This window comes from Bdellovibrio sp. HCB2-146 (assembly GCF_047345725.1).
Lineage (GTDB): Bacteria > Bdellovibrionota > Bdellovibrionia > Bdellovibrionales > Bdellovibrionaceae > Bdellovibrio.
Genome location: NZ_JBLEQP010000001.1, coordinates 1,696,422 through 1,719,049 on the forward strand (window position 1 = coordinate 1,696,422; position 22,628 = coordinate 1,719,049).

Sequence of the window (22,628 nt, forward strand, 5' to 3'; positions counted from 1 at the left end):
TCACACGCGCTTTAGTTCTTGTTCGAAGCGATCTAATGATTGCGACCAACCTTGATCCGCTTGATAACGTTTCGCAATCACTTCGCTAAGACCGCAGTTGAGTGTCAACTTTGTTTTTCCATTTCCCGCATCAGTAAAATTAACTGTCATGAGAATTTCGGCTGGGAAGTCAGGGCCCATTCCATATTTAACCGGAGCAATGAAGTTGCCGTCTTTGTCAGAAAAGAAAATTGTCGACATAATCTGCTCTGGCGGTCGAATCACCCGATAAAATCCTTTGTGCCAAGAGTCTTCCCCTGTTGGTGAGCGCATGCAGATATGAAAGCTGCCACCCAGACGAAGATCGATAGAACAATGAGGCACAGTGAAGTCCTCCGGGCCCCACCAATTTTCGACATGCTTGGGGTTGGTCCAAACTTCAAATGCCTGATCACGTCTTGCATTGAGTGTGCGAGTCAGGATGAGTTCTCTTTCTGCTCCCACGTCGACAGAGGTATTTTCCATAATATGTCTCCTGCGCCTTCCAGATCAGGCTTTACTCTATCCAAGTCACTTTGCACTAAGGAATGAGCTTTTTGACAATGATCAACACCTCCAAGATGAAAGTATGTATTTGTGTTGGAGTCTTTGCCTCCTTCGAACTCCTCAGGTGAACTAAGCAGAGGACTTTTTTTCACCAAGGAGGGTGTGGGATGAAAAAGTTATTGTTGTTGGGCGTTTTGCTTTTTGCGGGCGTGACTGCCAAAGCTCAAACAGATCAAATCGAAATCGAACGTGGGCGCGTGTGGGCCTGCGGAATGAAATTCAAAGGTGTCTCTAAAGGTCTGCAATTTATCGTTGGAAAATTTGGTACACGCGCCTACGGAACACTCAGCTGCGCTAGCATTCACGGCGAAACATACAAACGTAAAGTTAGAATTGATATTTCAAGCTACAAAGTCGGACCGACAATTGGTGCGGGATATTTTAAAATGGCCGGCGTGTCTTCAGAGATTAGTTTGTTCAATGAACACCCTGAATCTATTCTGGGTAAGTACTCCGTCACCAACTATCAAGTGGCAGTTGGCGGCGGTGCGGGATACTTCACAGCGACCAAGTTGGGATTGCCACAATTAGCCTATAATGTTTCCGTCCAGCTTTTAGGCGGCCTAGGTCTTAAGGTTGGAATCGAAAAACTCCGTATCACAGCTATTGATTAAGGGAACAAAGTGGCCGCATTTCGTGGCCACTCCTGTCCCCAATTCCGCGTTCAGTGCGGGTTTGACGCTTCGTACCCATGGACTTTCACGTGTTTAGAAAACTAAATGAAAATGTAAGGCTTCAGTGTTCGAAAAAGTTTGACCGAATCTTGTTATACTAATAGTAGTTCCAAAAAAAACGGAGGCTCACATGAAATCACTTTTGGTTCTTTTGGTAACTGTATCTGCATTCGCAGCTCAAGCAAAATTGGACAGCCACTACGGTAAAGTTTCTCGTCGTGGAAATGTTTGGACTTGCACTCTTAACAACAAAACTGACGGCACTCTTGACATGAAATATGTTGTGTTTGCTTTCGAAAGACTTGGCAGCCACGGTGATGGCCAATGGCAAGTTCAAGAGCGCATTGACCAACGTGTTCGCTCTGGCGAAAAATTGTCTTCTTCTGTAAGAGAAGTTGCTCACACTGCTCAATACTGCAAATTCTTGGCTAGATAATTTCTAGCTCAGTAATTTCTGAGTAATAAAAAGCTACGAGTTTTTGCTCGTAGCTTTTTTTTTGCCCAACGAAGATCACTATTGAACTGTGATCCACACATTGCGCACGCCATAGCTGCGAACCAGGCGATTAAACATATATGCTTTGTCGGGCATCATGCGAATACATCCATGAGAAGCACGTTGACCTAACTTCGGCCAGTTGCTTTGTGGTGTTCCGTGTAAAGCGAAACCTCCCGTGATGAAAACCGCATAAGGCATATTTCCTAAACCGTTATAATCACCGCCAGGAAATTTTTTGGAAGTGTATCTGTCATAGATACGGCCGTCTGGATGTCTGTCAAAACTTGGAGTTCCGTATCCCGGAATTCCAGTTGATACCAGCCATGAATCGACCATGCTGCCATTACGATACAAATATGCACGTTGCGAAGATTTCACAACTTGTATCCACACAGGGCAACTCGCACGTCGACAACCAGCAAGTCCCAGATATTCATCAATCGTCATATCGCTTTCAATGTGCGAAGGCATTCCTGTTTCTTCTTCATAGATCTCATCGTAGTAACGAAGAGTTTCCTCAACGTTCGGGTCGAACGGATTGAGTTCTTCGATCATGTCAGGAATGTTCGGGTCATTGTTGATGTAAACGGTCTGTGATGATTGTGCATTGACGGAACTAAAAAGTATAAAAAGCAGGGAAGCGGCAAACTTAGATATGTGGCGCATTGTTTTCATGTCACACCTCATTTGTTGTGAGACTGTTTTTCTGCCCCCATTTTACTCCTGCGGCCAAAATTTCGTTTATTTCTGTTCGAATTCCGATTTATGACATTCAAATTTCACACAGCTTTGTGAGCGCTCAAAAGTCAGCCGACTAGCCAAAGTCCACTTTTCTTGCGCGAATCAGAGATATTATCACAATAGAGTGGGTTTTAAGGGCTGTGGACAGGCTTGCTAAGCTCTTCAGTCCATGCCGAAACAGGTTTTTTCTGTTATGCTGCAGGGACAAATTTCTGTCAGCAGAGGAAGAAGTGAGAAAAGAATTCTATATCGCGTTTTTTGCCGTCATCGTGTTGAACCTTATTTTTTTGTGGGTTTGGACGCCAGGACTGTATTCGCTATGTTTCTTTGTGCCGTTCTTCATGCTCGGCTTTCGCGACATCCGTCAAAAACGTCATGCCATCAAAGCCAACTTTCCTGTCTTTGGGCATCTTCGTTATTTGTTTGAATCCATCCGTCCTGAAATCAATCAGTACTTCATTGAATCCAATACCGATGGAAAACCTTTTTCGCGCGAGCAACGTTCTGTGGTTTATCAACGCGCTAAAAAAGTTTTAGATACGGTGCCGTTTGGAACTCAACATAATGTTTACGAACAGGGTTACGAGTTCGTGACCCACTCCATGTATCCCGCGCATCTGGACCGTAAAGATTTGCGTGTGACAGTGGGGAGCGATCTTTGTAAGCAGCCGTATTCTCTTTCGCTCTTAAATATTTCCGCGATGAGTTTTGGTTCTCTTTCACCAAATGCGATTCTGTCGTTAAACGGTGGGGCGAAAGATGGAAACTTCGCTCACAACACTGGCGAAGGTGGAATTTCTCCTTATCACTTGGAGCCAGGTGGCGATCTTATTTGGCAAATTGGAACAGGTTATTTTGGTTGCCGCACACATGACGGTGATTTCGATCCAGAACTTTTTAGGAAAAATGCCAGCCATCCCCAAGTCAAAATGATTGAGTTGAAACTGTCTCAGGGGGCCAAGCCTGGTCACGGTGGAATTCTTTCTGGGAAAAAAGTGACTCAAGAAATCGCAGACATTCGTAACGTTCCTCTTGGTAAAGACGTTATTTCTCCTCCGGCACATAAGGCATTTAAAGATGCGCATGGCATGTTGATGTTTATTCAACAGCTTCGTGATTTGTCAGGTGGTAAGCCTGTTGGAATCAAAATGTGTTTGGGACATCGTCAAGAGTTCGAAGAACTCGTTAATTTGATGGTGAAAGAAAAAAGTTATCCAGACTTTATCGTTGTTGATGGAGCTGAAGGTGGAACAGGCGCAGCCCCACTTGAGTTTACGAATTATATCGGCACACCAGGCTTTGATGCATTAGTCGTGATCGTAGATTGCCTTCGTAAGGCAGGACTTAAAGACAAAATCAAAGTTATTGCCACAGGTAAAATCACGACGGCTTTTGATATCGTGAAATTGCTGTGTATTGGCGCAGACGCGACGTACGCCGCTCGCTCCATGATGTTGGCATTGGGTTGTATCCAAGCTCTTCGTTGCAATAACAATAAATGTCCTGCAGGTGTTGCGACTCAAGATAAGAACTTATTCGACGGCCTGCATGTCCCGACAAAACGAACACGTGTTAAAAACTTCCACCAAGAAACTTTGGAAGCAGTGGCTCACGTGGTGGGTGCAATGGGAGTCGCAAAAGTCGGAGATCTACAAAGACATCATCTGCACAAGCGGGTCGAACAAAATCGCATCATGACTTATGCAGAGATTTATCCAAACTAGTGAGTAGCGGGTTCAACGGGCGGGATCGATGGGATCTCGCTTTTGCGTTGGATCACGCGATTGATAAAGGCCATTGTAAGAACTGTGATGATGGTCGTGCCTACCATGACGTCGCCGACGATTTCAAAGCGCCCCAAAGAGCCCCCGGGATTTTGAATGACGATCATTCCGGCGATTGCTGCTGCAACACCACCTGAGATTTGTTGAATCGAAGAACTAACCGCCATATAAGAGCCGCGATCTGTTGCGGCCGGTAGTGCTGAAAGTAATGCCGATGAAGAAATCATTCGTGCGGAGACACCTGAGTACATGACCACGCTGATGAGGATCACAAACCACAAAGGTACAACACCAAGGCGCGTATAGATGAGGGCAGACACGGCCGCAAGCAAGCTTCCGAAAGCAAAAATTTGTAGCTTGCCGTATTTATCACTAAGGCGACCCATCAACGGACCGATGATGATTGAGGCCACTCCCGAGATCATATAGATGACCGGAAGATCATCGAGACTCACACCCAGGTTGTGCACGTTAAACGCACTACCAAAAGGCATCATCATAAATCCACCGATACTGATGAGCGCTGCAGAAGCAAATCCTTGAACATAACGAGGTTGAGTCAACGTGTGCATCAAGTGATGAAAAGGTTTTTTGTCGGTTTTCAGCTGCAAGTGAGAGTCGATGGGTTTGAGATATTTAAAGATCACCGCACCCACAAGCACACTGACCACGACGATCAAAATGAACGGCATATGCCATCCCCAGTGATTAGAGAGGAAGAGTCCTAAAGGCAAACCGAGAATCTGACTGGCTGCGAATGAAGTTTGAATCACACCCATAACACGACCGCGTTTTTCAAAACTAAAAAGATCCGTTACGATGGCAAATGAGATAGAGCCGATCACACCACCAAAAATCCCCGTCACGATACGAGCGATTAAAAGCGCATGATAGTTTGGAGCCAGGCCGCACATCAAAGTGCCAATCACAAATCCCGTATAGAAAAACAACAGCAACTTTTTGCGATCGAAACGATCTGCAAATCCAGCAGCCAGAAGTCCAGAGGCTCCCGCGCTAAACGCATAAGCTGAAACGACCAATCCAAATTGGGAAGTGGTGATATTCAGGGCTGGCATTAGTATGGCCCCCAAAGGGGAAAGAATCATAAAGTCTAGGATGATCGTGAATTGCAAGAAGGCGAGAACTGCGATCACGAATTTTTGATAACCGGAAAACAAAGACTGAGGGGGATTTTGCGTATTGGTCATCCCCTCATGGTGAAGAACTGCAGAGGCCCTGTCAACGGGCCCTTTGATTAATGAGGCTTTCGGGCAGCCAAGTATTCGTCGTACGTGATGTGATTGTCGTAAACAACGCTCTCGTCGATTTCAATAATTCGATTCGCAACGGTTTGAATCAGTTCGTGGTCGTGTGAGGTAAAGATCACAGTACCTTTAAAGCGGCTCAGACCTTCATTCACCGCAGTGATGCTCTCGAGATCTAGATGGTTTGTAGGACCATCAAGGATCAGAATGTTTGCACCAGAAAGCATCATTTTCGAGAACATGCAGCGAACTTTCTCGCCTCCAGAAAGAACATTTGGTTTTTTCAACGCATCTGTTCCGCTAAAGAGCATTTTTCCTAAGAAGCCACGCAAGAAGGTCTCATCTTTTTCTTCAGAGAACGGACGAAGCCAATCCACAAGAGTTTCTTCGTCGCCTTGGAAGTATTTGGAGTTGTCAGTGGGGAAGTAACTGCGATTTGTCGTAATACCCCAAGTATAGGTTCCAGAATCCGCAGCCATTTCGCCAGCGATGATTTCTAAAAGCAAAGTTTTAGCTAAATCGTTTCTGCCAACCAAAGCAACCTTGTCGCCTTTTTTTAAAGTGAAGTTGATGTTCTTAAGAAGAGTTTCGCCTTCCCAAGTTTTATTTAATTTATCAACGACTAAAACGTCATTCCCTAATTCACGTTTGATATCGAAACCGATGAACGGTTGTTTACGTGAAGAAGCTGGAAGTTCATTGAACTCCAATTTTTCCAAAAGTTTGCGACGAGAAGAAGCCTGCGCCGACTTAGAAGCATTTGCACTGAAGCGGGCGATGAACGATTTAAGTTCTTCGGCTTTATCCGCACTCTTTTTATTCTGATCTGCAAGCAAGCGTTGATTCAATTCACTCGCTTGGCGCCAGAAATCGTAGTTACCCGTGTATGTCGTCACTTTGCCGTAATCAATATCGGCCATGTGCGTGCAGACTTTGTTTAAGAAGTGACGGTCATGCGATACCACGATGACTGTGTTTTCAAAATTCAGCAAAAATTCTTCAAGCCATTGGATCGCGTAGATGTCCAAGTGATTCGTCGGCTCATCCAGCAACAAGATATCCGGGCGACCAAACAAAGCTTGCGCCAAAAGTACTTTTACTTTCTCGCCGCCGTTCAGTTCTTTCATGAGTTTGCCGTGCATGCTTTCAGGAATTGCAAGACCTGCCAGCATTACGGCGGCTTCAGATTCTGCTTCCCAACCGTTCAATTCAGCGAATTCGCCTTCTAATTCAGAAGCGCGCACGCCATCGGCTTCAGAGAAGTCAGCCTTGGCATAAAGAGCGTCTTTTTCTTCCATGACTTTGTACAGGCGCTCGTTTCCCATTAGAACTGTTTTAAGAACAGGGAATTCGTCGTAAGCGTAGTGGTCTTGTTTTAAAACCGACAAGCGCATGTCAGCGCCGATATGAACCTCACCAGTGTTGGGCTCAAGTTCTTTAGAAAGAATTTTCAGGAAAGTTGATTTTCCCGCACCGTTTGCGCCAATCAGGCCGTAACAGTTGCCCGGGGTAAACTTAACATTCACTTCTTCAAAAAGTTTTTTGCCACCGAAGCGGAGGCTGACATTGCTTGTACTGATCATGGAAGGGTCCTTTGGAAGAGCATTTTTTACGTGTTTCAGAGGGGATTAGCAACCGTTTCTTACATTTATGAAGGCCTTACAGAGGGGAAAAGGGGTGACAGAGCCCAGAAAAGGCAGGAGCATGTGAAACTATGAGAGATCATCAGCAAAAACCACAGCCTCCATTAGAAATTCCCTTGGAAGCCCTGAGTGAAGACGCTTTAAACGGCATTATAGAAAACTTTATTCAGCGGGAAGGCACTGACTATGGAGCAAATGAGATCGCCCTGGAGACGAAAATGCAGCAAATTCGAAAGCAGCTGCAACGGGGAGATGTGAAAGTGGTTTTTGATCCTGACTCTGAGTCCGTGACTCTTTTAACAAAGAATGAGTGGAACAAACTTTCAAAAGTCTCTCCCGCTGCTGCAGAAGACTAAGGTTTTCGATCATCAATGAGGCAAGCGCCTGTATAAACTTCACCTTCAGCTGCAAACAAGACATCGTATTTCTTCGTCGTCTTGTTGTAGGCAAGATCCATCATGCCCGCATCGATGTAAGCTCCACCAAATGTTTGGTCAAGGTCAGACTTTGAAACAATAGCTTCGATTGTGCCCTTTTTAAGACCCTCAGATAAAGATGATTTTACGAAGTGAGAGTTGAGATAGATTTTGGGATTAGGCTCTCCCATTCCAGTCAAAATCACTTTCAGAGTTTCTTTTTTGTCGGTGCCTTGCTCAATCACGATATCCATGTCAACAGCATCACCTGTTACACAAATAAGTCGAATTTCTTTTGCTGATGCACTGACGGAAACCAGTAATCCAAGTAATACGAACAGCGCTTTCATAAATTTTTCTCCTCCAATATTTCGAGTTTTTATATGTGACGATGGAAATAAAAACACGTTCTAATTTTGTAATTCGCGCCTGATTTTTACCCGCTGTCGAAGGAAATATTTACTTCGGCGAACAGTCCCACCATTTCAAAAATCAGTATCTGGTTTCTTGTCTGAAGAGAGTCTCCCTTAGACAATCAGATAATTTTTAAATTCATCGAGGGGAATTTATGCGCACATTAATCTTAGTGATGTCTGTGATGTTCTTTACCGGAATTGCAGGGGCCGCACCTGAAATTCGCGGACTGCGAGTAGATCCATCTTATTTTTATGGCCTCTATGGAGGGCAGATCTACGCAGGTACTATCGCTGAAGATCTTATTAGCAAAGCTCAAGCGGCAAATGTTAATACTCTTTTTCTGTATGCCTACAATCCAACAAATGGTGCATTTTATCTGACCGACTATCCACAAACCGCAGTTGAAATTGGGTATGGAACACAGGACATCTTTCGAAAAATTTACGATCTTGCCTTAACCAGAGGGCTTAAAGTCGTAGCGGTCATTCCCATCTCTGATTTCAAAAGTATTTGGGAGCGAAATCCGACTTGGCGATCAAAGATTGCGGATGGTTCAGACTATCGTCCCTTCCCACATTCGTATTATCTTTCAGCATGGCACCCTGATTATCGCCAGTGGTTGCGTGGCTATGTGCGGGATCTCGTGAGTCGTTTTCCAGAATTATATGCTGTTGAAGCTGTTGAACCGACGATCGATTGCTTTTGGTTGGCAGAGTCTGACTACAACCCCGTGGCAAACGCTGAATTTTTTAAGCGCTTTCCGCAAGGAGAATTGGGTGATGCTGATTGGAAAAAAGTGCGCGCCTTAGGGATGACCGAGCTTCTGGCGATTATGTCAGAAACAGCTCATGCCCAAGGAGTCCTCAGTGGCGTGGTGCAGACATGGCCAGCTTATGCAGACGGAACACTTTTTACTTTTGATATGGTCCGAGACGAAGTGGGCTATGATCTGGAAGGCATTTTGAATTTGCAAGGTCCGCAAAAGATGGATTTCGTCATAGGGGAAATCATGTGGCAACAGTGGGCCGCCGAATATGGGACACCGGCGTTCTCACCGGAGTGGACAAGAAAAGCCGCCCATGATTTTGTTACCATGATCGGGGATCGCAGTTTTCCGATCATGCATGTGGAAATTTCCGGATGGATGGGGCAGCACTCAACTGTTTATCCCACCGTCGAGCAATTCCGCCGCAGTATAGAAGTTATCAAAGACATCTCGCCAGGTATTGATGTTTACGATCACAGTCAAATTGAAAATCTGGAGGCGTGGTCGGCTTTATTGGCCTGGGACTAAAACTTCACAGCGCTCAATCACTTCCTTTTTGGGCGCTTTTCCGCAGGAGCTCGCAATCTCTCGCACTTGATTTAAGATCTCAAGTCTGGCTTTAGCTTGGTTGTATCGCGACTGTGCGAAGGGCAAAACCGTCATCATTGCGCCGTCCAAGCGAAAGGAAAGAGAAGCAATACTGTGCTGCGACTGAGGAACTAAAATGTCGCGCATGACATTTCTTAGTGAAGAAGGAACAGTTTCGCGCAAGAAATCAAGTTGCGCGATTTTCATGCGAAACACGGGATCAGCGGCCGCTTGCTTTTTTTGTTGGCGGTAATAAGAAACCAAGTACGGCGTACGTTCGTTCACATAGCGTTCGCGATTAAAATGAGAAGGATTGCAGATCACCGAACAAAAAGACGGCCACTTATCAGATCCTAATGTGGTGAGAAATTCTTCATACTGGCGAATGTCTTCCAGATAAGACCCAGTGAGCTTTAAAACTGCAGATAAATTGGGTTCACTTTCGGATTGATCCGTTGCAACCTGGGTGAGCTTTTGAACTGTGTGATACGAAAGATAAACGACGCCTCCCAAAACTGTGACAAAACATACGAGTAGAAAAATAATCAGATACTTGGCAGTTACATGAAGATGGCGCATTTTTTTATTATATCTTCAGGGTAAAATTGAAGTCATCTAGACCAGAGTTGGGGAAAATGCGATGAAAGTGGCGATAGCGGGTGCCAGCGGATTTATAGGGAAAGCCTTGGTTCAAGAGCTCTCCTTACAGCATCGTATTATCGCTCTCAGTCGTTCGCAGCGCAGTCAAAGTCAAAAAAATACCGAAGGCGCAGTTGAGTGGCGAACCTGCGATCTTTTTAGTTTGTTGGATGCAGAAAAAGCACTCGTCGGGGCAGATGTTGCGGTTTATCTGGTTCACTCGATGCGTCCCAACGCGCATTTAACTCAAGGCAATTTTGCAGATTTTGATTTAATCGTGGCGGATAACTTTGTGCGCGCGGCACAGAAAAACCGAGTCAAACACATTATTTTTCTGGGCGGACTCCATCCCGAAGACTACTCGGAGTGCTCCCTGCATTTAAAAAGTCGCAAAGAAGTGGAAGACGTCTTTGTTGACTCGGGTTTGCCGTACACGATCTTGCGTGCGGCAATGATTATTGGCGCAGAAGGATCATCCTTTCATATTATGACGAGATTAGTAGAGCGGCTTCCAGCCATGCTCTGTCCAACCTGGTCACAGACACGCAGTCAACCGGTGGCTCTTTCCGACGTGATTCTGGCTCTTTCGTATTGTTTAGGCAGAAAAGAATGTCAGAACAAAATTTTTGATTTAGGTGGGACTTCGATTTTAAGTTATCGCGAAATGATGGGCGAAATGGCGAAGCTCTTAGGAAAAAAGCGTCGCATGATTCCTGTGCCCTTTATGTCGCCAGGTCTTTCGAGTCTTTGGGTGTCACTGATTACAGGAGCTCCCAAAGATTTAGTAGATCCTTTGATTGAAGGATTGCGAATAGATTTAGTCGCCGATCCCAGACGCGAGCTTAAAATTCCCGGTCATCGGTTCATGAACATTCAAGAAGCTTTGGCTCTTGCTTTTCAATCCTATGATCACAGTAAAGCCCCTCACGCCTTTCAATCTGCTCCTGTCGGTTATCACGAGGTGCGATCTGTTCAGCGCTTGCCGCTTCCGAAGAATTGGAACGCAGGTCAAGTTGCTCGCGCGTACATGCGATTTCTTCCGCGCTTGCATACGGGACTGATTAAAGTCGAAGTCGATGTGCCGTGGATTAATTTTAGTGTGCGTTTTCCCTATTATCCTCTTTTGATTCTCGAATACGCACCTCTGCGCAGCTGGGATCATCGTCATCTTTTTTATGTACGCGGGGGACTGTTATCGCAAAAGTCAGGTCGAGGTCGTTTGGAGTTTCGAGAGATTCTCGGAGGCAAGGCTTGTATCGCTGCCATTCATGATTTCAGACCAAAGCTTCCGTGGCCCATCTACATGGCGACTCAAGCTTTATTTCATCTCTGGGTGATGAAACAGTTTGGACGTCACTTGGCAAGACACTCGCGCCGTGCGATAAAGAGTGAATATGCATCTGAAACACATTCTAGTTCCCCACCGCTATGAGGCGGAAGACATTTTAAAACTTCTAAAAGAAGGTAAAGATTTTTCTGAAATGGCTAAGAAGCGCAGTCAGTGTCCTTCCGCGGCCAGTGGTGGTGATTTGGGAAATCTTAAAGGTAAAAAGCTCGATCCTGATTTTGAAGAGGCCGCTGAAATCTTAAAGCCGGGGCAAATGTCAGGTATTGTGCGCACGCGCTTTGGATTTCATATTATTTTGCGCGTGGCCTGATCTTACTCGCAACTTTTTGTGACTTTCGGTGATTGAACTTCTCCGAGTCGCTCACAAGACGCAGGAATCACTTCCTTGCGATTTAAAGCAAATTGAACCGCACGGTACAGATGACTGGAGTGAACGTCATTGGAGTCCATGTTAATAAAGCCTTGCTCAACGGTTGGGGATGCAACAAGGCAACCAAAATTTGACTTAGGAAGCTGTAAAGTTTTCTGCGTGATGAGTTCAACTTTAGAGGCAAAAAGATCTGAGTAGTCTTCATTGGCGTATTTCTTTTGACTGTTTTGTTTTTCAATCAAACAAGAAACTTGATTTGTGTGTTCATCGCTGTGCTTGAAAACAACGTGTCCTAACTCATGGGCCATGATCGCGACGCCATAGCGCGGATACATGACACTCAGCCAACTGAGTCGTGAAGAACCCAGGTCTGCATGAACCGAATCGTTAACTGAGGGGTCGAAATATCCGTTGCAAAAAAGGTCTTCTTTTCCAGCTCTCAAAGATTCGCCCAGTGCTGTAAGAAAAGCTTCTGGAGCACGGCGGTTCTTTTCCTCGTCTTCGCTGTTCACTTTGAGATCGGCGATTTGGCTTTTTAAGAGCTTGATCCAGCTTTGATTGATTTCATCGCGAGTCAATGGCAGCAAAAATTCTGTTTGCTTAATTTTTTTGTAAGCAGGATTTTGTTCTCGAACCAGTTGAAGTGCCGCATCTTTAACAACATCCATCTGTTCGCGGAAAGAAGCGATTTGTTCTTTAGTCGGAGAGAGGTTGATGGACTGAAAGTAGGACGTGCGACACGTGTCCATTTCAATTTGACTGAACTCCGGAAGCTTTTCCATTTTCTTTTGATACTTGGACTCTTTAATCAAATCTCTAAAGTATGATGTCTTGCGAGGAATGGAGTCCATATATTGAGCAAGATGACCCGTGATCATGGTTTCAGCTCGGCGCATGCCATAGGAGTTGTACATAATGACATTTAAATCTGCGGCATCGAGAGAATCACCTCTGAGTGCACGCAAAATAGAGGGATCTTTAATTGCGATAAGTTCTGTGTTTGCGGCGGCATTCAATTTCGCCTGAGTATCGACGATATATTGCGCTTCAAGGCGGGCTGCTTTGGTGACTTCCGTATTGGGGTGTAACTCAGCGAAATAGCCTGGAAGCCCTTGTGTTGGGAATATGTTGTGCATAGCTTTGAAAAAGGATTCTTTTCCCAGCTTTTTGTAGATCGTCTCTAACTCTTTGCGCTTATAGAGTTCCTCTTTAAAGACAAACAGAAGAGCTTTTGCAATACGAAGTTGAACGTCAGTCAGTTCAAGTTCCTCAAACTGACCTTCGAATTCCTTAATAAATTCAAGACGAAGATTCTTGCGAGTGTGACGGAGCTGCATGAGCTTTTTCGCCAGGGGTTCGATGTGGGAATGAAAGTATTCGGACTGGGCAGGGCTTCCTTTTTCTGATTTTTTTAAAAGGTCCGTCAAAGAAAGATCACTTTGGCAAAGATCCCTGTAGCAAGCTTTAGAAAGATCAGCTGGAGAGGAAAGGTTCAGTGGAAGTCCTTGTTGATAAGTCGTAACCGTCGTTTCCGAATGTGAATAGGTTGAATTTTGAGATTGGTATTGCGTTGTGGGTGGCGTGATCACAGCTTGTCCGTTGTCGTTGTTGGATGATTGGCGACAACCCATCATAATCACCGATGAAAGCACTCCACATGTCAGCAATAGCTTTGACCATCTCATTTTGAGACCTCCTTAAACTGGCTCATCAGGTGTCAACGCAATAGACAAGGAAGGTTTATCTAATTGCCGATCGCTTGAGTTGCCAGTCTCTGATGAGATACAAAGCCACTTTTGTGCCACAGAAGATCCAAATCCACTCTAAGGCCCAGGCACTCCACATGATGAGAAATCCATCAAACGGCACGCGAAATCGGTTTTCTGATTTAAAGAACCACACTGTGAAAAACAGCGAAAGTATCATCAACAAACTCAGCTCATAGAAGCTACGAGCTTGAGGTCTTCGAATTAGAACACCCAAAAAGGTCAACGGTAAAATGAGATAATAAAACAGCGGCTCCCACGTTTGCATCCACGGACGCATCAGTGTGGTGTTTGCGGGCCAAAGTGGATTGCCAGCGGCTAGGTAATAAATGGATCGAAAACTTTCAATCAAAACAGCTGGATTTTCCTGGATACATTGAAACCCTTGTTGCCAAAAATATTTATCATCCGAAAAAGGACGGGGCCACTTGCGTGCGGTGGTTTCTTGAGTGAAGACAAAGAGCGGTGACATCCAACGTTCGCCGCGAGAGTCTGTATTATCTTTCCAAGGACATTTGCCTTCGACAAAGTTAAGGGCACCGGCGCGAGGGCTCCATGCCGCTTGGCCTACCATTTTGTAGTTCCAAAGAGCGAAGGGAATAATCAGGGTCAAACAGCCAACTGCAAAAGAGAAGTTTTTTAAAAAAGCTCTTCCGATATTTTTGCGATCCCGCCAGAAAATCCACAGACCGAAGAGGGGGAGAAAGAAGCTGTGAGCTCCGCGCACATAAAAGGCGAGGGTGAGCAGAAATCCCGCGCCGATATAACCGACCAGTTTATTCGACTCACTGATTTTCAAAAGATACCAAAAGGAAAGCGTTAGCAAAAACGCATAGAGAGTTTCAGATAGATGCAAAGTCGCAAGCGACACTTGTGGCATATGCACGGCTGCTAACGCTAACGCCACAAAGGCTGCGACTTTTCCCAGGTGTCGGTGCGCAATAATAAATACGATATACACAGTTCCGAGGGAAAGGAACACCTGACCCCATTTGAAAAGTTCCCAGTTTCCGAACTCACGAACAAGCCAACTCCAGAGCGTAAAACCGAGAGGTTGAAAAAGTTGGCGTGTGGTGAAACTCCCGTATGAAAGTTCCACGGCGCGATTGTAGTAAGCGGCCATGTCACTATAGATACTTAATTCCGGAGGAGAAACGATAAAAACAAAGTAGTAGCGGATGGCAAGGGCCAACGTGAACACCGCTGCAGCAAAAGTTTTTTCCGCGCGATGATAAAAGGGCATAACTAGATAACAAAAATATCCAAATAAGATTGCAAAGAGCAAAAGCGCGGGCCACATGCGCAAATCTCGCCAGTCCTTATCAAGCAGAAATCCGTAAGTTTTACCCTGATTCATCCCGGCCATGTACCAAGTGTTTTCATTTTTCAGATAATCTGAAATTGCTGCCGGAGCTGGCGCGCCTTCGAGGCGGTTGCAAAAAACTCCATTCGAAGAGGTGAGCGGAATGATTTTATCGTTAATTGCAAAATTGGTGATGCAGCCACGTACACGCATGATCAGACGATCAGGAGCAATGGCTTGTGATTGGTTTTTAAGCGTGATCCAGAAAATGCCGTTCGCTTCGTTTTCTTTTACCGGAATCATCGGTGAAGTTGAGCGCGAAGTTTGCGAGCGGGAGTTGGTAAAATCAACTCGGGACCACTGTGGAGTCAGGATATAGAACCAACTGATGAGAGAGATCAGACCGAGAAGACAAGCCGCCACCTGAAGATTGGTATTTAACAGGAATTTTCTCATAGGGCCCTTTTCTAGAGCCTCCTATGTCTGACCACAAGTTACGTTGTCATCATCTAGCGATGATTTAGTGGAAAAACTGCAGGAAAGTGACCCCGTAAAAGAGCCATAAGCACGCATAAGGAAGAACCAACGGTAAAAGAATCGCGCCTGGCTTTGGATTATGAAGTGCGTGCAATCCAGTAATCAAAAACATGATCGGAGCGAGAAGTGCAAGAGCGAGGGGAACCGAAAGATTTAAGAGCAACATCACGCCAGCTGCGATTTCAATAATTTTCACTATCGGCATGATAAAGCGCGCTTCAATGCAAGCTTGTACGAACTTGTCGATGACGGGAGGTTGGGGTGGAATTTTCACCCAGTTGAAGAAACCATTGAGGCCCCAAAACGCGATTTGCAAACCAAAAATCCATCGAAGTGCCAATTCAAGGTAGTTCATAAACAAAATGCTACTTTAAAAAATTCCGAGATGAAAGAACTAACTTGATTGTAAACACTGGACCCGAGCGAATCCTACTCAAGTGAGCTGTTGCTTCTGTAGCCTTAATATGGGGAGGAAGCCTATGGATATGGATCTTGCGAAGTTAGATAGAGAAATCATTAACAATGAGGCCTATGATCTTCTTGCAGAGAAATGGTACGAAGCTCAAGACGATCCCATCGCGCTTTTGCGCAATCAACACAAACTTGAGATGCCGTGGATTTTAGAGGAAATCCGCCGCAACATTGGCTTTCGCGCAGAAATCTTAGATATCGGATGCGGAGCCGGCTTTCTTTCAAACGACTTAGCTCTAGCAGGTCACAAAGTGACGGGGATTGATCTTTCAACCTCCAGTTTAAAGGTTGCAGAGTCGCGGGACCGCACACATTCAGTGAAATACATCCAAGGTGACGCCTATCATGTTCCATTTCCTTCACGCAGCTTTGATGTGGTGGCTTCGATGGATATGCTTGAACACGTCTCGGATCCACAGCAAGTTATCGCCGAAGCATCACGCGTTTTGAGACCCGGGGGACTTTTCTTCTTTAATACCTTTAATAAAAATCCGCTGGCTTGGCTTGTGGTGATTAAAGGCATGGAGTGGTTTGTGAAGAACACACCTCCGCAATATCACGTGTACTCGCTTTTCCTTGAGCCCAATAAATTGCGTCTGTGGATGGAAGACTTTGGTTTAGAGACGGTGGCTGTGAGAGGCATACGCCCAGTCTTTGTTCAAAAGCCGATGCTGGAGTTGATCCGAACTGGAATTGTTCCGAAAAACTTCCAGTTCACTTTCACTAAATCCACAATGATTGCTTATACGGGTTTTGCGAAGAAGATGCGTGAGCACTAAGTTGTGCTCATGTGCCTTTGCTGACGTTTAGGGATCACGTTGTTTTTTGCTTGGGCTGCTTGTGCGGCAGCCTGAGCCACTAGGTCGTATTTCAAGAAACGAGGTAAGTCACGATTGCCCGGCGCCAAATAGTCGGCCGTCAACAAGTCACGTGCTTCTTCAAAGCTAAAACCTTTTACTTCTTTGAGGTAATTAAAAGCTGCTTCAAAAAGACTATTCAAAGAAATCCCGTAGTTCTGAGCAAAACGTTTTGAAAGATACTCAGAGAAATTAAAGAATTCCCAAAAGAAAGACTCTGTTGCTTGTGATTTGATGTAGGCTGTGAACTTTTTAAAGTTCCCGCTGTTTGCATACAAATCCCAATATTTCGCAAAGCGATTCATTTTTTGCATCCACTCAAAGTCGATATCTTTGGTGCGCAAAATTTGGAACGGAGGATGATCGGCATAAACCATCTGGAATGCAAAATCATGACGAGCAATAGGCGCGCCCTTGAGGCGTTTTAAAATTCCAACTTGAATCTCATCGGGATCAAGACCAGCAAGTACGTCAAAGCCTTTGGCAAAGCTCTCAACGCTCTCTCCAGGAAGTCCCACGATCAAATCCGCATGTGTGTGAACGCCGGTGTCTTGGCGCAAGAATTTGAAATTGTCTTTTACTTTTTCAAGGTCGTTGCGACGGCTGACATTTTTTGCAACTTCGGGATTCCAAGTTTGAATTCCGATTTCAAATTGCAAAGCACCGTGTGGGAATTTTTTAATCAGCTCACGAATTTCTGTCGGCAAACGATCTGGCACCATTTCAAAATGCAGGAACAATCCTAGATCGCTTCGCGCTAAGAAAAATTCCAAAATCTGCGTACACGTTGTTGGGCTTAAGTTGAAAGTGCGATCGATAAATTTAAATTGTCTTGTTCCTCGATCGATAAGCGTTTGGATATGTCCCAAAAACTCATTGATATCAAAACTGCGCACAGCTTTATCAAGAGATGATAGGCAGTACTCACAACGATAAGGACAACCGCGCGACACTTCGACGTAGATCACGCGATTTTTGATGTCTTCATCGGTGTAGTAGGCATAAGGCGCTTTGATCGCTTTAATGTCAGGAAGATCGCCCGAGATAAATTTCTTTTCCGGCAACACATTCTCGAGCAATGCTTTTTCGCAGAACTCACGGAACAAAAAGTCAGCTTCGCCTTTGATGGTGAAATCCGCGATCTTGCAGATCTGTTGAGACTCACTTTCATGTGTCACTTCAGGTCCACCCAGAACGACAATTGTGTCGGGACTGATGCGCTTAAGAAGCGAAACCAGTTCAAGACTTTCTTGGGAATTCCAAATATATACGCCGATACCGATGATCTTGGGTTTAAAGGACAGAAGATTTTCTGCGATATCCATCGCATTTCTTTGAATGGTGTATTCAATGATTTGCGCACGCTCTTGGAGATCTCCGAGATTGGCATAAAGATAGCGCAATCCGAATGAACTGTGAGGATATGAAGAGTTGAGTGTGGTCAGCAGAATGTCTTTAGTCATCGCGCATTTTCTTTGCCATCATGCTTCGAAATTAGCTAGGATTAAATGGCAGCAATGCTATTTCAAAGGATTGAAATTATGAAAATGGCCACGATGGTTCTTTTATTCGCCGCGGCGTCAGTCGTTCACGCGCATCCGACCCACCTGGAAAATTTCGAAACTAAGCCTATTTTAGCGGACTTAAACTACCTCAAAGCTTTGAACATTCCAGTTCTGGCAAAGGATGAAGAGTCTGAAGTGGCTTATGCGGTCATCACACCTCAGATGCAGCAAAAAATACAAGAAAATGCTCATTACGTGGGTAAATGTGGGGGATTCGAGGATTTAAGCTCACAAGTTTCTTCACTTCACGCGATGGATTTTGACTCGCTTTTTGCTCCATTTGCCGAGATGAAACGCAAAAACGATCTGTATGAGCGCGCTCCTTTTAAAGCTTTGGCTTTGGAAAACAGAGCCGACATTCAATCGGCAATCAGTGAAGTGAATGAAGAAAATTTGAAAAGCTATGTGCAATGGCTTTCGTCTTTTCCGAATCGTTTCAACAAAGGACAAACTCCAAATGTTCACGTTGAACAAATGCAACAGCGTTTGGAATTGATGCTTGGAAATTCAAATCTTCCACATGAAGTGACTTTGATTTCTCACAGAAGCACGCCACAGAAATCGATTCGTGTGCGTTTGCTGGGAAGTGAAAAGCCAAATGAGATCGTGGTGCTAGGTGGTCACTTGGATTCTATCAACCAATCTTGGGGTGGTGGAACACAAGCGCCGGGTGCTGATGACAATGCTTCCGGTTCCGCGAACTTGATCGAAGCTCTTCGCATCTTGATGGATAAACCCCAACCTCGCCGCACGATTGAGTTTTTCTGGTATGCGGGTGAGGAATCTGGATTGCTTGGTTCTGCTGAAATTGCCGCTTCTTACAAGTCAGAGAAAAAAGATGTTGTCGCTGTCCTTCAGTTAGATATGACTTTGTTCCCTGGTTCAGGAGAGTTCGTGATCGGCAGCATGACGGATTTCACAAGTGCTTGGTTGCGTGATTACCTTCGTGCACTAAATGAAACTTATATTCATGCGACGATTTCTGAAGACAAGTGCGGATACGGTTGCAGTGATCATGCTTCTTGGTACAAAAATGGTTATCCAACTTTGATGCCATTTGAAGCTACAATGAGAAAAATGAACAACAATATTCACACTGTTCGCGATGTGATCTCTCCGACTTCAAACTTCGCGCACTCGGCAATGTATTCTAAAATTGCCGTGATCTTTGGTATGGATTTGGCGAACAGCGACGCTCGCCAGCCGTAGTTACATTCTTTCCATTCTTTGCACGCTATGAACAATGTCATCGATGGCTTGGTCATAGCGTGAATCTTTTCGGCCCAATAAATACAACGTGTGCTTCCAATAACCAGCTTTTGATCCCAAGCTTGTGACTAAGCCATTAGTAAGTTCGTCCAAAAGATAAGGACGTGGTAAGAACCCAACCCCGGCACCATCGACGATCGCACGTCCCACGACTGAGATGATATCCGATTCGAAAACAATTTTCTTTTGGGCTTTGATCTCTTGAATGAACACATCGGTTTCGTGTCGCAGTTTCATTTTGCTCGATGGAATCACCAAACCCCACGGCACGGCATTTAGAAAATCCGCAGGAGTGGTGTGTTTGGAAATACGGATTTTAAGCTCGCGCAGATTTTGTGTGGATACAAAAAGATTGACCGCCATGGGAGCTACAGCGAGTTCTTCCAGATCTTCGGCATAGACCGGTTTATTAGTTAACAGCAGATCAATTTCTTCGCGGCGGAGCTGATCTAAAAGTCGTTCCGAAGAGGTAGAGCTGACATAAAACAATTTCTCTTCGCCTTTTTTCTGTCCCTTTACCAGAGGTGAAATGAGATCGGCGACAAAGGGTCTTTCAACTTGATCAGTGACACCGATGCGGATACGACGACGTTGTTGTTCTGTTGGGGACTTTAACGATTCGGCGAATTCATTGGCCACATCAAAAATCTTTTTTGCGTAAGCGTAAGCTCGTTCGCCATCTCCCGTGAGCTGCAGGCGACGACCTTTTTTTTCAAAGAGTCTCTGACCAATTTGCGACTCGAAAACTTTTATCTGAGAGCTGAGAGAAGGCTGACTGATTCTGAGGTATTGAGCTGCATTGCTAACCCCACCTAGCTTTGCCGTTACATAAAAGTAATACAAATGGTTGTAGTTAAACACGATCTAGACCCCCTCTTAACAAGGCTTTTTTGGAGCCTTTTTGGAACTGGTCTTTCGCTGCGGATCTGTAAGTCATGAAACCTCCAAAGAAAATCCAAGTTCAGGCCCTATAATACATAGGAAAAAGCTAACTATCCATTACTTATTATATATTTAACGAAATGGTGGGGTTGAACGATAATGAAAGCAAGACAGGAGGTAGATCATGCAAACAGACATCTACTACAGAGACATCACTAAATCAGATAACTTGGAAGACTATCTACTTGAGAAAGTAGAAGGAGCTGTGCAGCTCTTTTTCAAATATGACAGTGATGCTCATCTCACGGTGCGAGTCGAGCAGGAAAGACACCGCTCGCAAACTCGGAAACCAAGTTACACTTGTGAGGTCATATTGAAACCAAGCCGTTCGCGTAACATCATTAAGGTGCGCAAGACGGATGAAAGATTTAGAGCCTGTGTTGCAAAAACGGTCGCCGCATTAAAAACCCAGTTGGAGAGACGCTCTTCTAAAAAGGCGCAACATCATCGAAGAGATCCGATGATTGGCTATTGGCCAACAGTAGAAGAGGAACAAGCCGTCGCTTAATTCGTTAAGCAACAAGAGGCAGAAGGAGAATCCAATGAGTAGTACTCTTTTACATAAAATCAGAGAAAGAATTAAGTGGGATAAAAGAGTGAGCCTTGCTGATCTTGATATTACGATTCGCGGAGGTGTTGTGATCGTCAACGGTTTCGTTGACACATCCTACAAGAAAAACGCGGCCCTTGAAATTATATCCGAAATGGAAGGAGTTTGGGCGGTCGAAGATCGTATAGTGGTTCCGATAGACTACTATCGAACCGACGATGAGATCGCTCAGATCTTAAAATCCACTCTAGCGGAACTTGTTATGATCGGTGGCGAGCATGTCGAAGTGGAAGTCGTCGATGGTATAGTGAAACTGGAAGGGGAGGTCTTTAGACCTCGTATGAAAGCCATGGCCGTTGGTGCGGCGTGGGAACTTTCCGGTGTGCGCGACGTACTCAACTTCATCGAGATTCGTGAACCGCCTCACCGATTGCCGCTAGAGATGGAATACGAATCTGAATTTATTAGACCTTCAGGAGATGTTTCTCTTGAAGGCTCCTTGAAGGAGGTTTCTTGATGGTGAATTTCCTTTAAATAGACAGATAGGTCGATCCTTTTCCCTATCCTATCCCTCCATGAGTAAAAAAGGGCGCCGCACTGGCGCCCTTTTCCATTTTTGTTCTAGAGAAAATGAACTTACTCTTCGACGACGGACTCGCCTCTCATCATAAGAACGGTTTCGATTTTTACGATGTCTTCTTGAAGGCGAACAGCTTTCTCTCCAAGAGCAGCGCGTTTTAAAATTTCTCGATCAATTGTCCCTTGAACAGCATCTGTATTGTCATTTCTTTTATGCTCTTTGATGATATCGTAAGTAATATCATCCTCATCGCTCAGGTCAGAGCTGAGATTCTTAAATAGCCACCAAGAACCGCCACCGATAGCCAAAATCAACAAACCAAGTTTTTTCTTCATCATAGCATTTGATTCGAGACGATATTTTTGCAAACTTTTGCTAAGTTCGCTTTGGATTTCTGGAGTTCTATGTGCGTGCAGTCCCATGTTGTAAGCCAGTTTCTCCATAACCATTTTTTCGGATTGGGTATGATCTTGAGCGTATGCCAAAATAGCCTCAACGTTTTGGACTGCAATTGTTGAAACAGATTGTTCGTATTTAGATGAAATTTCAATTATACGAGACAGCAGCTTTTCACGAAGTGGAGCGGTTCCCTTCTTAACATTTGAAGACTCATCGAGGCCGGCTCTAAGTTCGTTCAAAAAATCTCGGTGCATATCGAGAGCTTTTTGCCAGGACTGGCTCTCAAGACGTTTTTGATCGGTCAAATGCTTTTCATAGTTTAAGCCTTCTTCCACTTCTATCTTCGCGACGAGATAAAGAGGGATGCTCACTATTGCAGCTAAGACGCCTCCTTTTATTGCGACATTCGCCGCGGATTGAAGAGGCGTCATGTATTGTTCTTTTTCGAGAATAGTTAATAGCTCGTCATTACTTCTGCTTTGGATTTCGACGTTTTTCATTTCCGTGCGCGCATATTTAAGCTGCGCCTGAAGCTCTTGCGTCGTCATCTTATTGTATTGTTTTATAGAAGTTGCACCAACTGAAAGAGAACTTGAAATCGTCAGAGCTGTTGCAACTGCAAGCGAAACTATCTTGTTCGGTTTCATACTGACT

23 protein-coding genes are annotated in these 22,628 nt (G+C 44.8%); 11 read left to right on the forward strand and 12 right to left on the reverse strand.

All coding sequences use genetic code 11. From position 1 onward, the window contains the following. A complete protein-coding gene (locus ACLWOR_RS08300; RefSeq protein ID WP_413940230.1) occupies positions 1-504 on the reverse strand; it encodes an SRPBCC family protein in 504 nt (167 codons plus the stop codon). A gap of 188 nt (positions 505-692) precedes the next feature. Between ACLWOR_RS08300 and ACLWOR_RS08305 the strand changes: the two genes are divergently transcribed. Then, on the forward strand, positions 693-1,199 hold the full coding sequence (locus tag ACLWOR_RS08305) for a hypothetical protein (RefSeq protein WP_413940231.1): 507 nt from the start codon (positions 693-695) through the stop codon (positions 1,197-1,199). Positions 1,200-1,389: 190 nt separating this feature from the next. Continuing rightward, entirely contained in the window at positions 1,390-1,695 is a 306-nt protein-coding gene (locus tag ACLWOR_RS08310) for a hypothetical protein (protein ID WP_413940232.1), read from the forward strand. Positions 1,696-1,773: 78 nt separating this feature from the next. On the opposite strand, the gene ACLWOR_RS08315 is transcribed toward ACLWOR_RS08310, so the two are convergent. Beyond that, entirely contained in the window at positions 1,774-2,433 is a 660-nt protein-coding gene (locus tag ACLWOR_RS08315; RefSeq protein WP_413940233.1) for a L,D-transpeptidase, read from the reverse strand. Between the two features lie 296 nt (positions 2,434-2,729). Between ACLWOR_RS08315 and ACLWOR_RS08320 the strand changes: the two genes are divergently transcribed. After that, positions 2,730-4,223, forward strand: coding sequence for an FMN-binding glutamate synthase family protein (locus tag ACLWOR_RS08320; protein ID WP_413940234.1), 1,494 nt, complete (start codon positions 2,730-2,732; stop codon positions 4,221-4,223). On the opposite strand, the gene ACLWOR_RS08325 is transcribed toward ACLWOR_RS08320, so the two are convergent. Both ACLWOR_RS08325 and ACLWOR_RS08330 read right to left on the reverse strand, forming a co-directional pair. After that, positions 4,220-5,491 carry an MFS transporter gene (locus tag ACLWOR_RS08325; protein ID WP_413940235.1) on the reverse strand — a complete coding sequence of 424 codons (1,272 nt, stop codon included), beginning with the start codon at positions 5,489-5,491 and terminating at the stop codon, positions 4,220-4,222. The genes ACLWOR_RS08320 and ACLWOR_RS08325 overlap by 4 nt on opposite strands. A 47-nt stretch (positions 5,492-5,538) precedes the next feature. Further along, complete coding sequence (locus tag ACLWOR_RS08330) at positions 5,539-7,131, reverse strand: ABC-F family ATP-binding cassette domain-containing protein (protein ID WP_413940236.1); 1,593 nt, start codon at positions 7,129-7,131, stop codon at positions 5,539-5,541. A 131-nt stretch (positions 7,132-7,262) separates the two neighbouring features. Between ACLWOR_RS08330 and ACLWOR_RS08335 the strand changes: the two genes are divergently transcribed. Then, entirely contained in the window at positions 7,263-7,547 is a 285-nt protein-coding gene (locus tag ACLWOR_RS08335) for a YheU family protein (protein WP_413940237.1), read from the forward strand. Here ACLWOR_RS08335 and ACLWOR_RS08340 read toward each other — a convergent pair. After that, positions 7,544-7,957, reverse strand: a complete 414-nt coding sequence (locus ACLWOR_RS08340; protein WP_413940238.1) for a hypothetical protein — start codon at positions 7,955-7,957, stop codon at positions 7,544-7,546. The two genes, ACLWOR_RS08335 and ACLWOR_RS08340, sit on opposite strands and share 4 nt — an antisense overlap. Before the next feature lie 218 nt (positions 7,958-8,175). Between ACLWOR_RS08340 and ACLWOR_RS08345 the strand changes: the two genes are divergently transcribed. Further along, complete coding sequence (locus ACLWOR_RS08345) at positions 8,176-9,318, forward strand: hypothetical protein (RefSeq protein ID WP_413940239.1); 1,143 nt, start codon at positions 8,176-8,178, stop codon at positions 9,316-9,318. Here the strand turns inward: ACLWOR_RS08345 and ACLWOR_RS08350 are convergent. After that, positions 9,301-9,957, reverse strand: coding sequence for a hypothetical protein (locus ACLWOR_RS08350; protein ID WP_413940240.1), 657 nt, complete (start codon positions 9,955-9,957; stop codon positions 9,301-9,303). The genes ACLWOR_RS08345 and ACLWOR_RS08350 overlap by 18 nt on opposite strands. Before the next feature lie 61 nt (positions 9,958-10,018). On the opposite strand from ACLWOR_RS08350, the gene ACLWOR_RS08355 reads away from it, so the two are divergent. Beyond that, a complete protein-coding gene (locus ACLWOR_RS08355; protein WP_413940241.1) occupies positions 10,019-11,449 on the forward strand; it encodes an NAD(P)H-binding protein in 1,431 nt (476 codons plus the stop codon). Next, complete coding sequence (locus ACLWOR_RS08360; protein WP_413940242.1) at positions 11,412-11,675, forward strand: peptidylprolyl isomerase; 264 nt, start codon at positions 11,412-11,414, stop codon at positions 11,673-11,675. The genes ACLWOR_RS08355 and ACLWOR_RS08360 overlap by 38 nt, the downstream gene beginning before the upstream one ends. A 2-nt stretch (positions 11,676-11,677) precedes the next feature. On the opposite strand, the gene ACLWOR_RS08365 is transcribed toward ACLWOR_RS08360, so the two are convergent. The 3 genes from ACLWOR_RS08365 to ACLWOR_RS08375 all read right to left on the reverse strand — a co-directional run bounded on the left by ACLWOR_RS08365 (position 11,678) and on the right by ACLWOR_RS08375 (position 15,696). Next, positions 11,678-13,420, reverse strand: a complete 1,743-nt coding sequence (locus ACLWOR_RS08365; protein ID WP_413940243.1) for a hypothetical protein — start codon at positions 13,418-13,420, stop codon at positions 11,678-11,680. 55 nt (positions 13,421-13,475) lie between these two features. Further along, positions 13,476-15,260 carry a glycosyltransferase family 39 protein gene (locus ACLWOR_RS08370; RefSeq protein ID WP_413940244.1) on the reverse strand — a complete coding sequence of 595 codons (1,785 nt, stop codon included), beginning with the start codon at positions 15,258-15,260 and terminating at the stop codon, positions 13,476-13,478. 64 nt (positions 15,261-15,324) lie between these two features. Beyond that, positions 15,325-15,696, reverse strand: coding sequence for a DoxX family membrane protein (locus ACLWOR_RS08375; RefSeq protein ID WP_413940245.1), 372 nt, complete (start codon positions 15,694-15,696; stop codon positions 15,325-15,327). Positions 15,697-15,820: 124 nt separating this feature from the next. On the opposite strand from ACLWOR_RS08375, the gene ubiG reads away from it, so the two are divergent. After that, on the forward strand, positions 15,821-16,591 hold the full coding sequence (ubiG, locus tag ACLWOR_RS08380; RefSeq protein ID WP_413940246.1) for a bifunctional 2-polyprenyl-6-hydroxyphenol methylase/3-demethylubiquinol 3-O-methyltransferase UbiG: 771 nt from the start codon (positions 15,821-15,823) through the stop codon (positions 16,589-16,591). Here ubiG and ACLWOR_RS08385 read toward each other — a convergent pair. Beyond that, positions 16,588-18,132: a DUF4080 domain-containing protein gene (locus tag ACLWOR_RS08385; RefSeq protein WP_413940247.1), complete on the reverse strand. Its 1,545-nt coding sequence runs from the start codon at positions 18,130-18,132 to the stop codon at positions 16,588-16,590. The genes ubiG and ACLWOR_RS08385 overlap by 4 nt on opposite strands. A 78-nt stretch (positions 18,133-18,210) precedes the next feature. Here ACLWOR_RS08385 and ACLWOR_RS08390 point away from each other — a divergent pair, with 78 nt between their 5' ends. Then, positions 18,211-19,443, forward strand: a complete 1,233-nt coding sequence (locus ACLWOR_RS08390; protein ID WP_413940248.1) for a M20/M25/M40 family metallo-hydrolase — start codon at positions 18,211-18,213, stop codon at positions 19,441-19,443. On the opposite strand, the gene ACLWOR_RS08395 is transcribed toward ACLWOR_RS08390, so the two are convergent. Further along, on the reverse strand, positions 19,444-20,364 hold the full coding sequence (locus ACLWOR_RS08395) for a LysR family transcriptional regulator (RefSeq protein ID WP_413940249.1): 921 nt from the start codon (positions 20,362-20,364) through the stop codon (positions 19,444-19,446). Between the two features lie 205 nt (positions 20,365-20,569). Between ACLWOR_RS08395 and ACLWOR_RS08400 the strand changes: the two genes are divergently transcribed. Continuing rightward, on the forward strand, positions 20,570-20,953 hold the full coding sequence (locus ACLWOR_RS08400; protein ID WP_413940250.1) for an HPF/RaiA family ribosome-associated protein: 384 nt from the start codon (positions 20,570-20,572) through the stop codon (positions 20,951-20,953). A gap of 34 nt (positions 20,954-20,987) precedes the next feature. Continuing rightward, positions 20,988-21,512 carry a BON domain-containing protein gene (locus ACLWOR_RS08405; RefSeq protein ID WP_413940251.1) on the forward strand — a complete coding sequence of 175 codons (525 nt, stop codon included), beginning with the start codon at positions 20,988-20,990 and terminating at the stop codon, positions 21,510-21,512. Between the two features lie 119 nt (positions 21,513-21,631). Here the strand turns inward: ACLWOR_RS08405 and ACLWOR_RS08410 are convergent, their stop codons facing one another. Further along, complete coding sequence (locus tag ACLWOR_RS08410; RefSeq protein WP_413940252.1) at positions 21,632-22,621, reverse strand: hypothetical protein; 990 nt, start codon at positions 22,619-22,621, stop codon at positions 21,632-21,634. Positions 22,622-22,628: the final 7 nt, after the last annotated feature.

Excerpts from the sequence above, each read along its gene's own strand:
- ACLWOR_RS08300 (WP_413940230.1), bottom strand. The coding sequence starts at position 504 with ATGGAAAATACCTCTGTCGACGTGGGAGCAGAAAGAGAACTCATCCTG.
- ACLWOR_RS08305 (WP_413940231.1), top strand. The coding sequence starts at position 693 with ATGAAAAAGTTATTGTTGTTGGGCGTTTTGCTTTTTGCGGGCGTGACT.
- ACLWOR_RS08310 (WP_413940232.1), top strand. The coding sequence starts at position 1,390 with ATGAAATCACTTTTGGTTCTTTTGGTAACTGTATCTGCATTCGCAGCT.
- ACLWOR_RS08315 (WP_413940233.1), bottom strand. The coding sequence starts at position 2,433 with ATGAAAACAATGCGCCACATATCTAAGTTTGCCGCTTCCCTGCTTTTT.
- ACLWOR_RS08325 (WP_413940235.1), bottom strand. The coding sequence starts at position 5,491 with ATGACCAATACGCAAAATCCCCCTCAGTCTTTGTTTTCCGGTTATCAA.
- ACLWOR_RS08330 (WP_413940236.1), bottom strand. The coding sequence starts at position 7,131 with ATGATCAGTACAAGCAATGTCAGCCTCCGCTTCGGTGGCAAAAAACTT.
- ACLWOR_RS08335 (WP_413940237.1), top strand. The coding sequence starts at position 7,263 with ATGAGAGATCATCAGCAAAAACCACAGCCTCCATTAGAAATTCCCTTG.
- ACLWOR_RS08340 (WP_413940238.1), bottom strand. The coding sequence starts at position 7,957 with ATGAAAGCGCTGTTCGTATTACTTGGATTACTGGTTTCCGTCAGTGCA.
- ACLWOR_RS08345 (WP_413940239.1), top strand. The coding sequence starts at position 8,176 with ATGCGCACATTAATCTTAGTGATGTCTGTGATGTTCTTTACCGGAATT.
- ACLWOR_RS08350 (WP_413940240.1), bottom strand. The coding sequence starts at position 9,957 with ATGCGCCATCTTCATGTAACTGCCAAGTATCTGATTATTTTTCTACTC.
- ACLWOR_RS08355 (WP_413940241.1), top strand. The coding sequence starts at position 10,019 with ATGAAAGTGGCGATAGCGGGTGCCAGCGGATTTATAGGGAAAGCCTTG.
- ACLWOR_RS08360 (WP_413940242.1), top strand. The coding sequence starts at position 11,412 with ATGCATCTGAAACACATTCTAGTTCCCCACCGCTATGAGGCGGAAGAC.
- ACLWOR_RS08365 (WP_413940243.1), bottom strand. The coding sequence starts at position 13,420 with ATGAGATGGTCAAAGCTATTGCTGACATGTGGAGTGCTTTCATCGGTG.
- ACLWOR_RS08370 (WP_413940244.1), bottom strand. The coding sequence starts at position 15,260 with ATGAGAAAATTCCTGTTAAATACCAATCTTCAGGTGGCGGCTTGTCTT.
- ACLWOR_RS08375 (WP_413940245.1), bottom strand. The coding sequence starts at position 15,696 with ATGAACTACCTTGAATTGGCACTTCGATGGATTTTTGGTTTGCAAATC.
- ubiG (WP_413940246.1), top strand. The coding sequence starts at position 15,821 with ATGGATATGGATCTTGCGAAGTTAGATAGAGAAATCATTAACAATGAG.
- ACLWOR_RS08385 (WP_413940247.1), bottom strand. The coding sequence starts at position 18,132 with ATGACTAAAGACATTCTGCTGACCACACTCAACTCTTCATATCCTCAC.
- ACLWOR_RS08390 (WP_413940248.1), top strand. The coding sequence starts at position 18,211 with ATGAAAATGGCCACGATGGTTCTTTTATTCGCCGCGGCGTCAGTCGTT.
- ACLWOR_RS08400 (WP_413940250.1), top strand. The coding sequence starts at position 20,570 with ATGCAAACAGACATCTACTACAGAGACATCACTAAATCAGATAACTTG.
- ACLWOR_RS08405 (WP_413940251.1), top strand. The coding sequence starts at position 20,988 with ATGAGTAGTACTCTTTTACATAAAATCAGAGAAAGAATTAAGTGGGAT.
- ACLWOR_RS08410 (WP_413940252.1), bottom strand. The coding sequence starts at position 22,621 with ATGAAACCGAACAAGATAGTTTCGCTTGCAGTTGCAACAGCTCTGACG.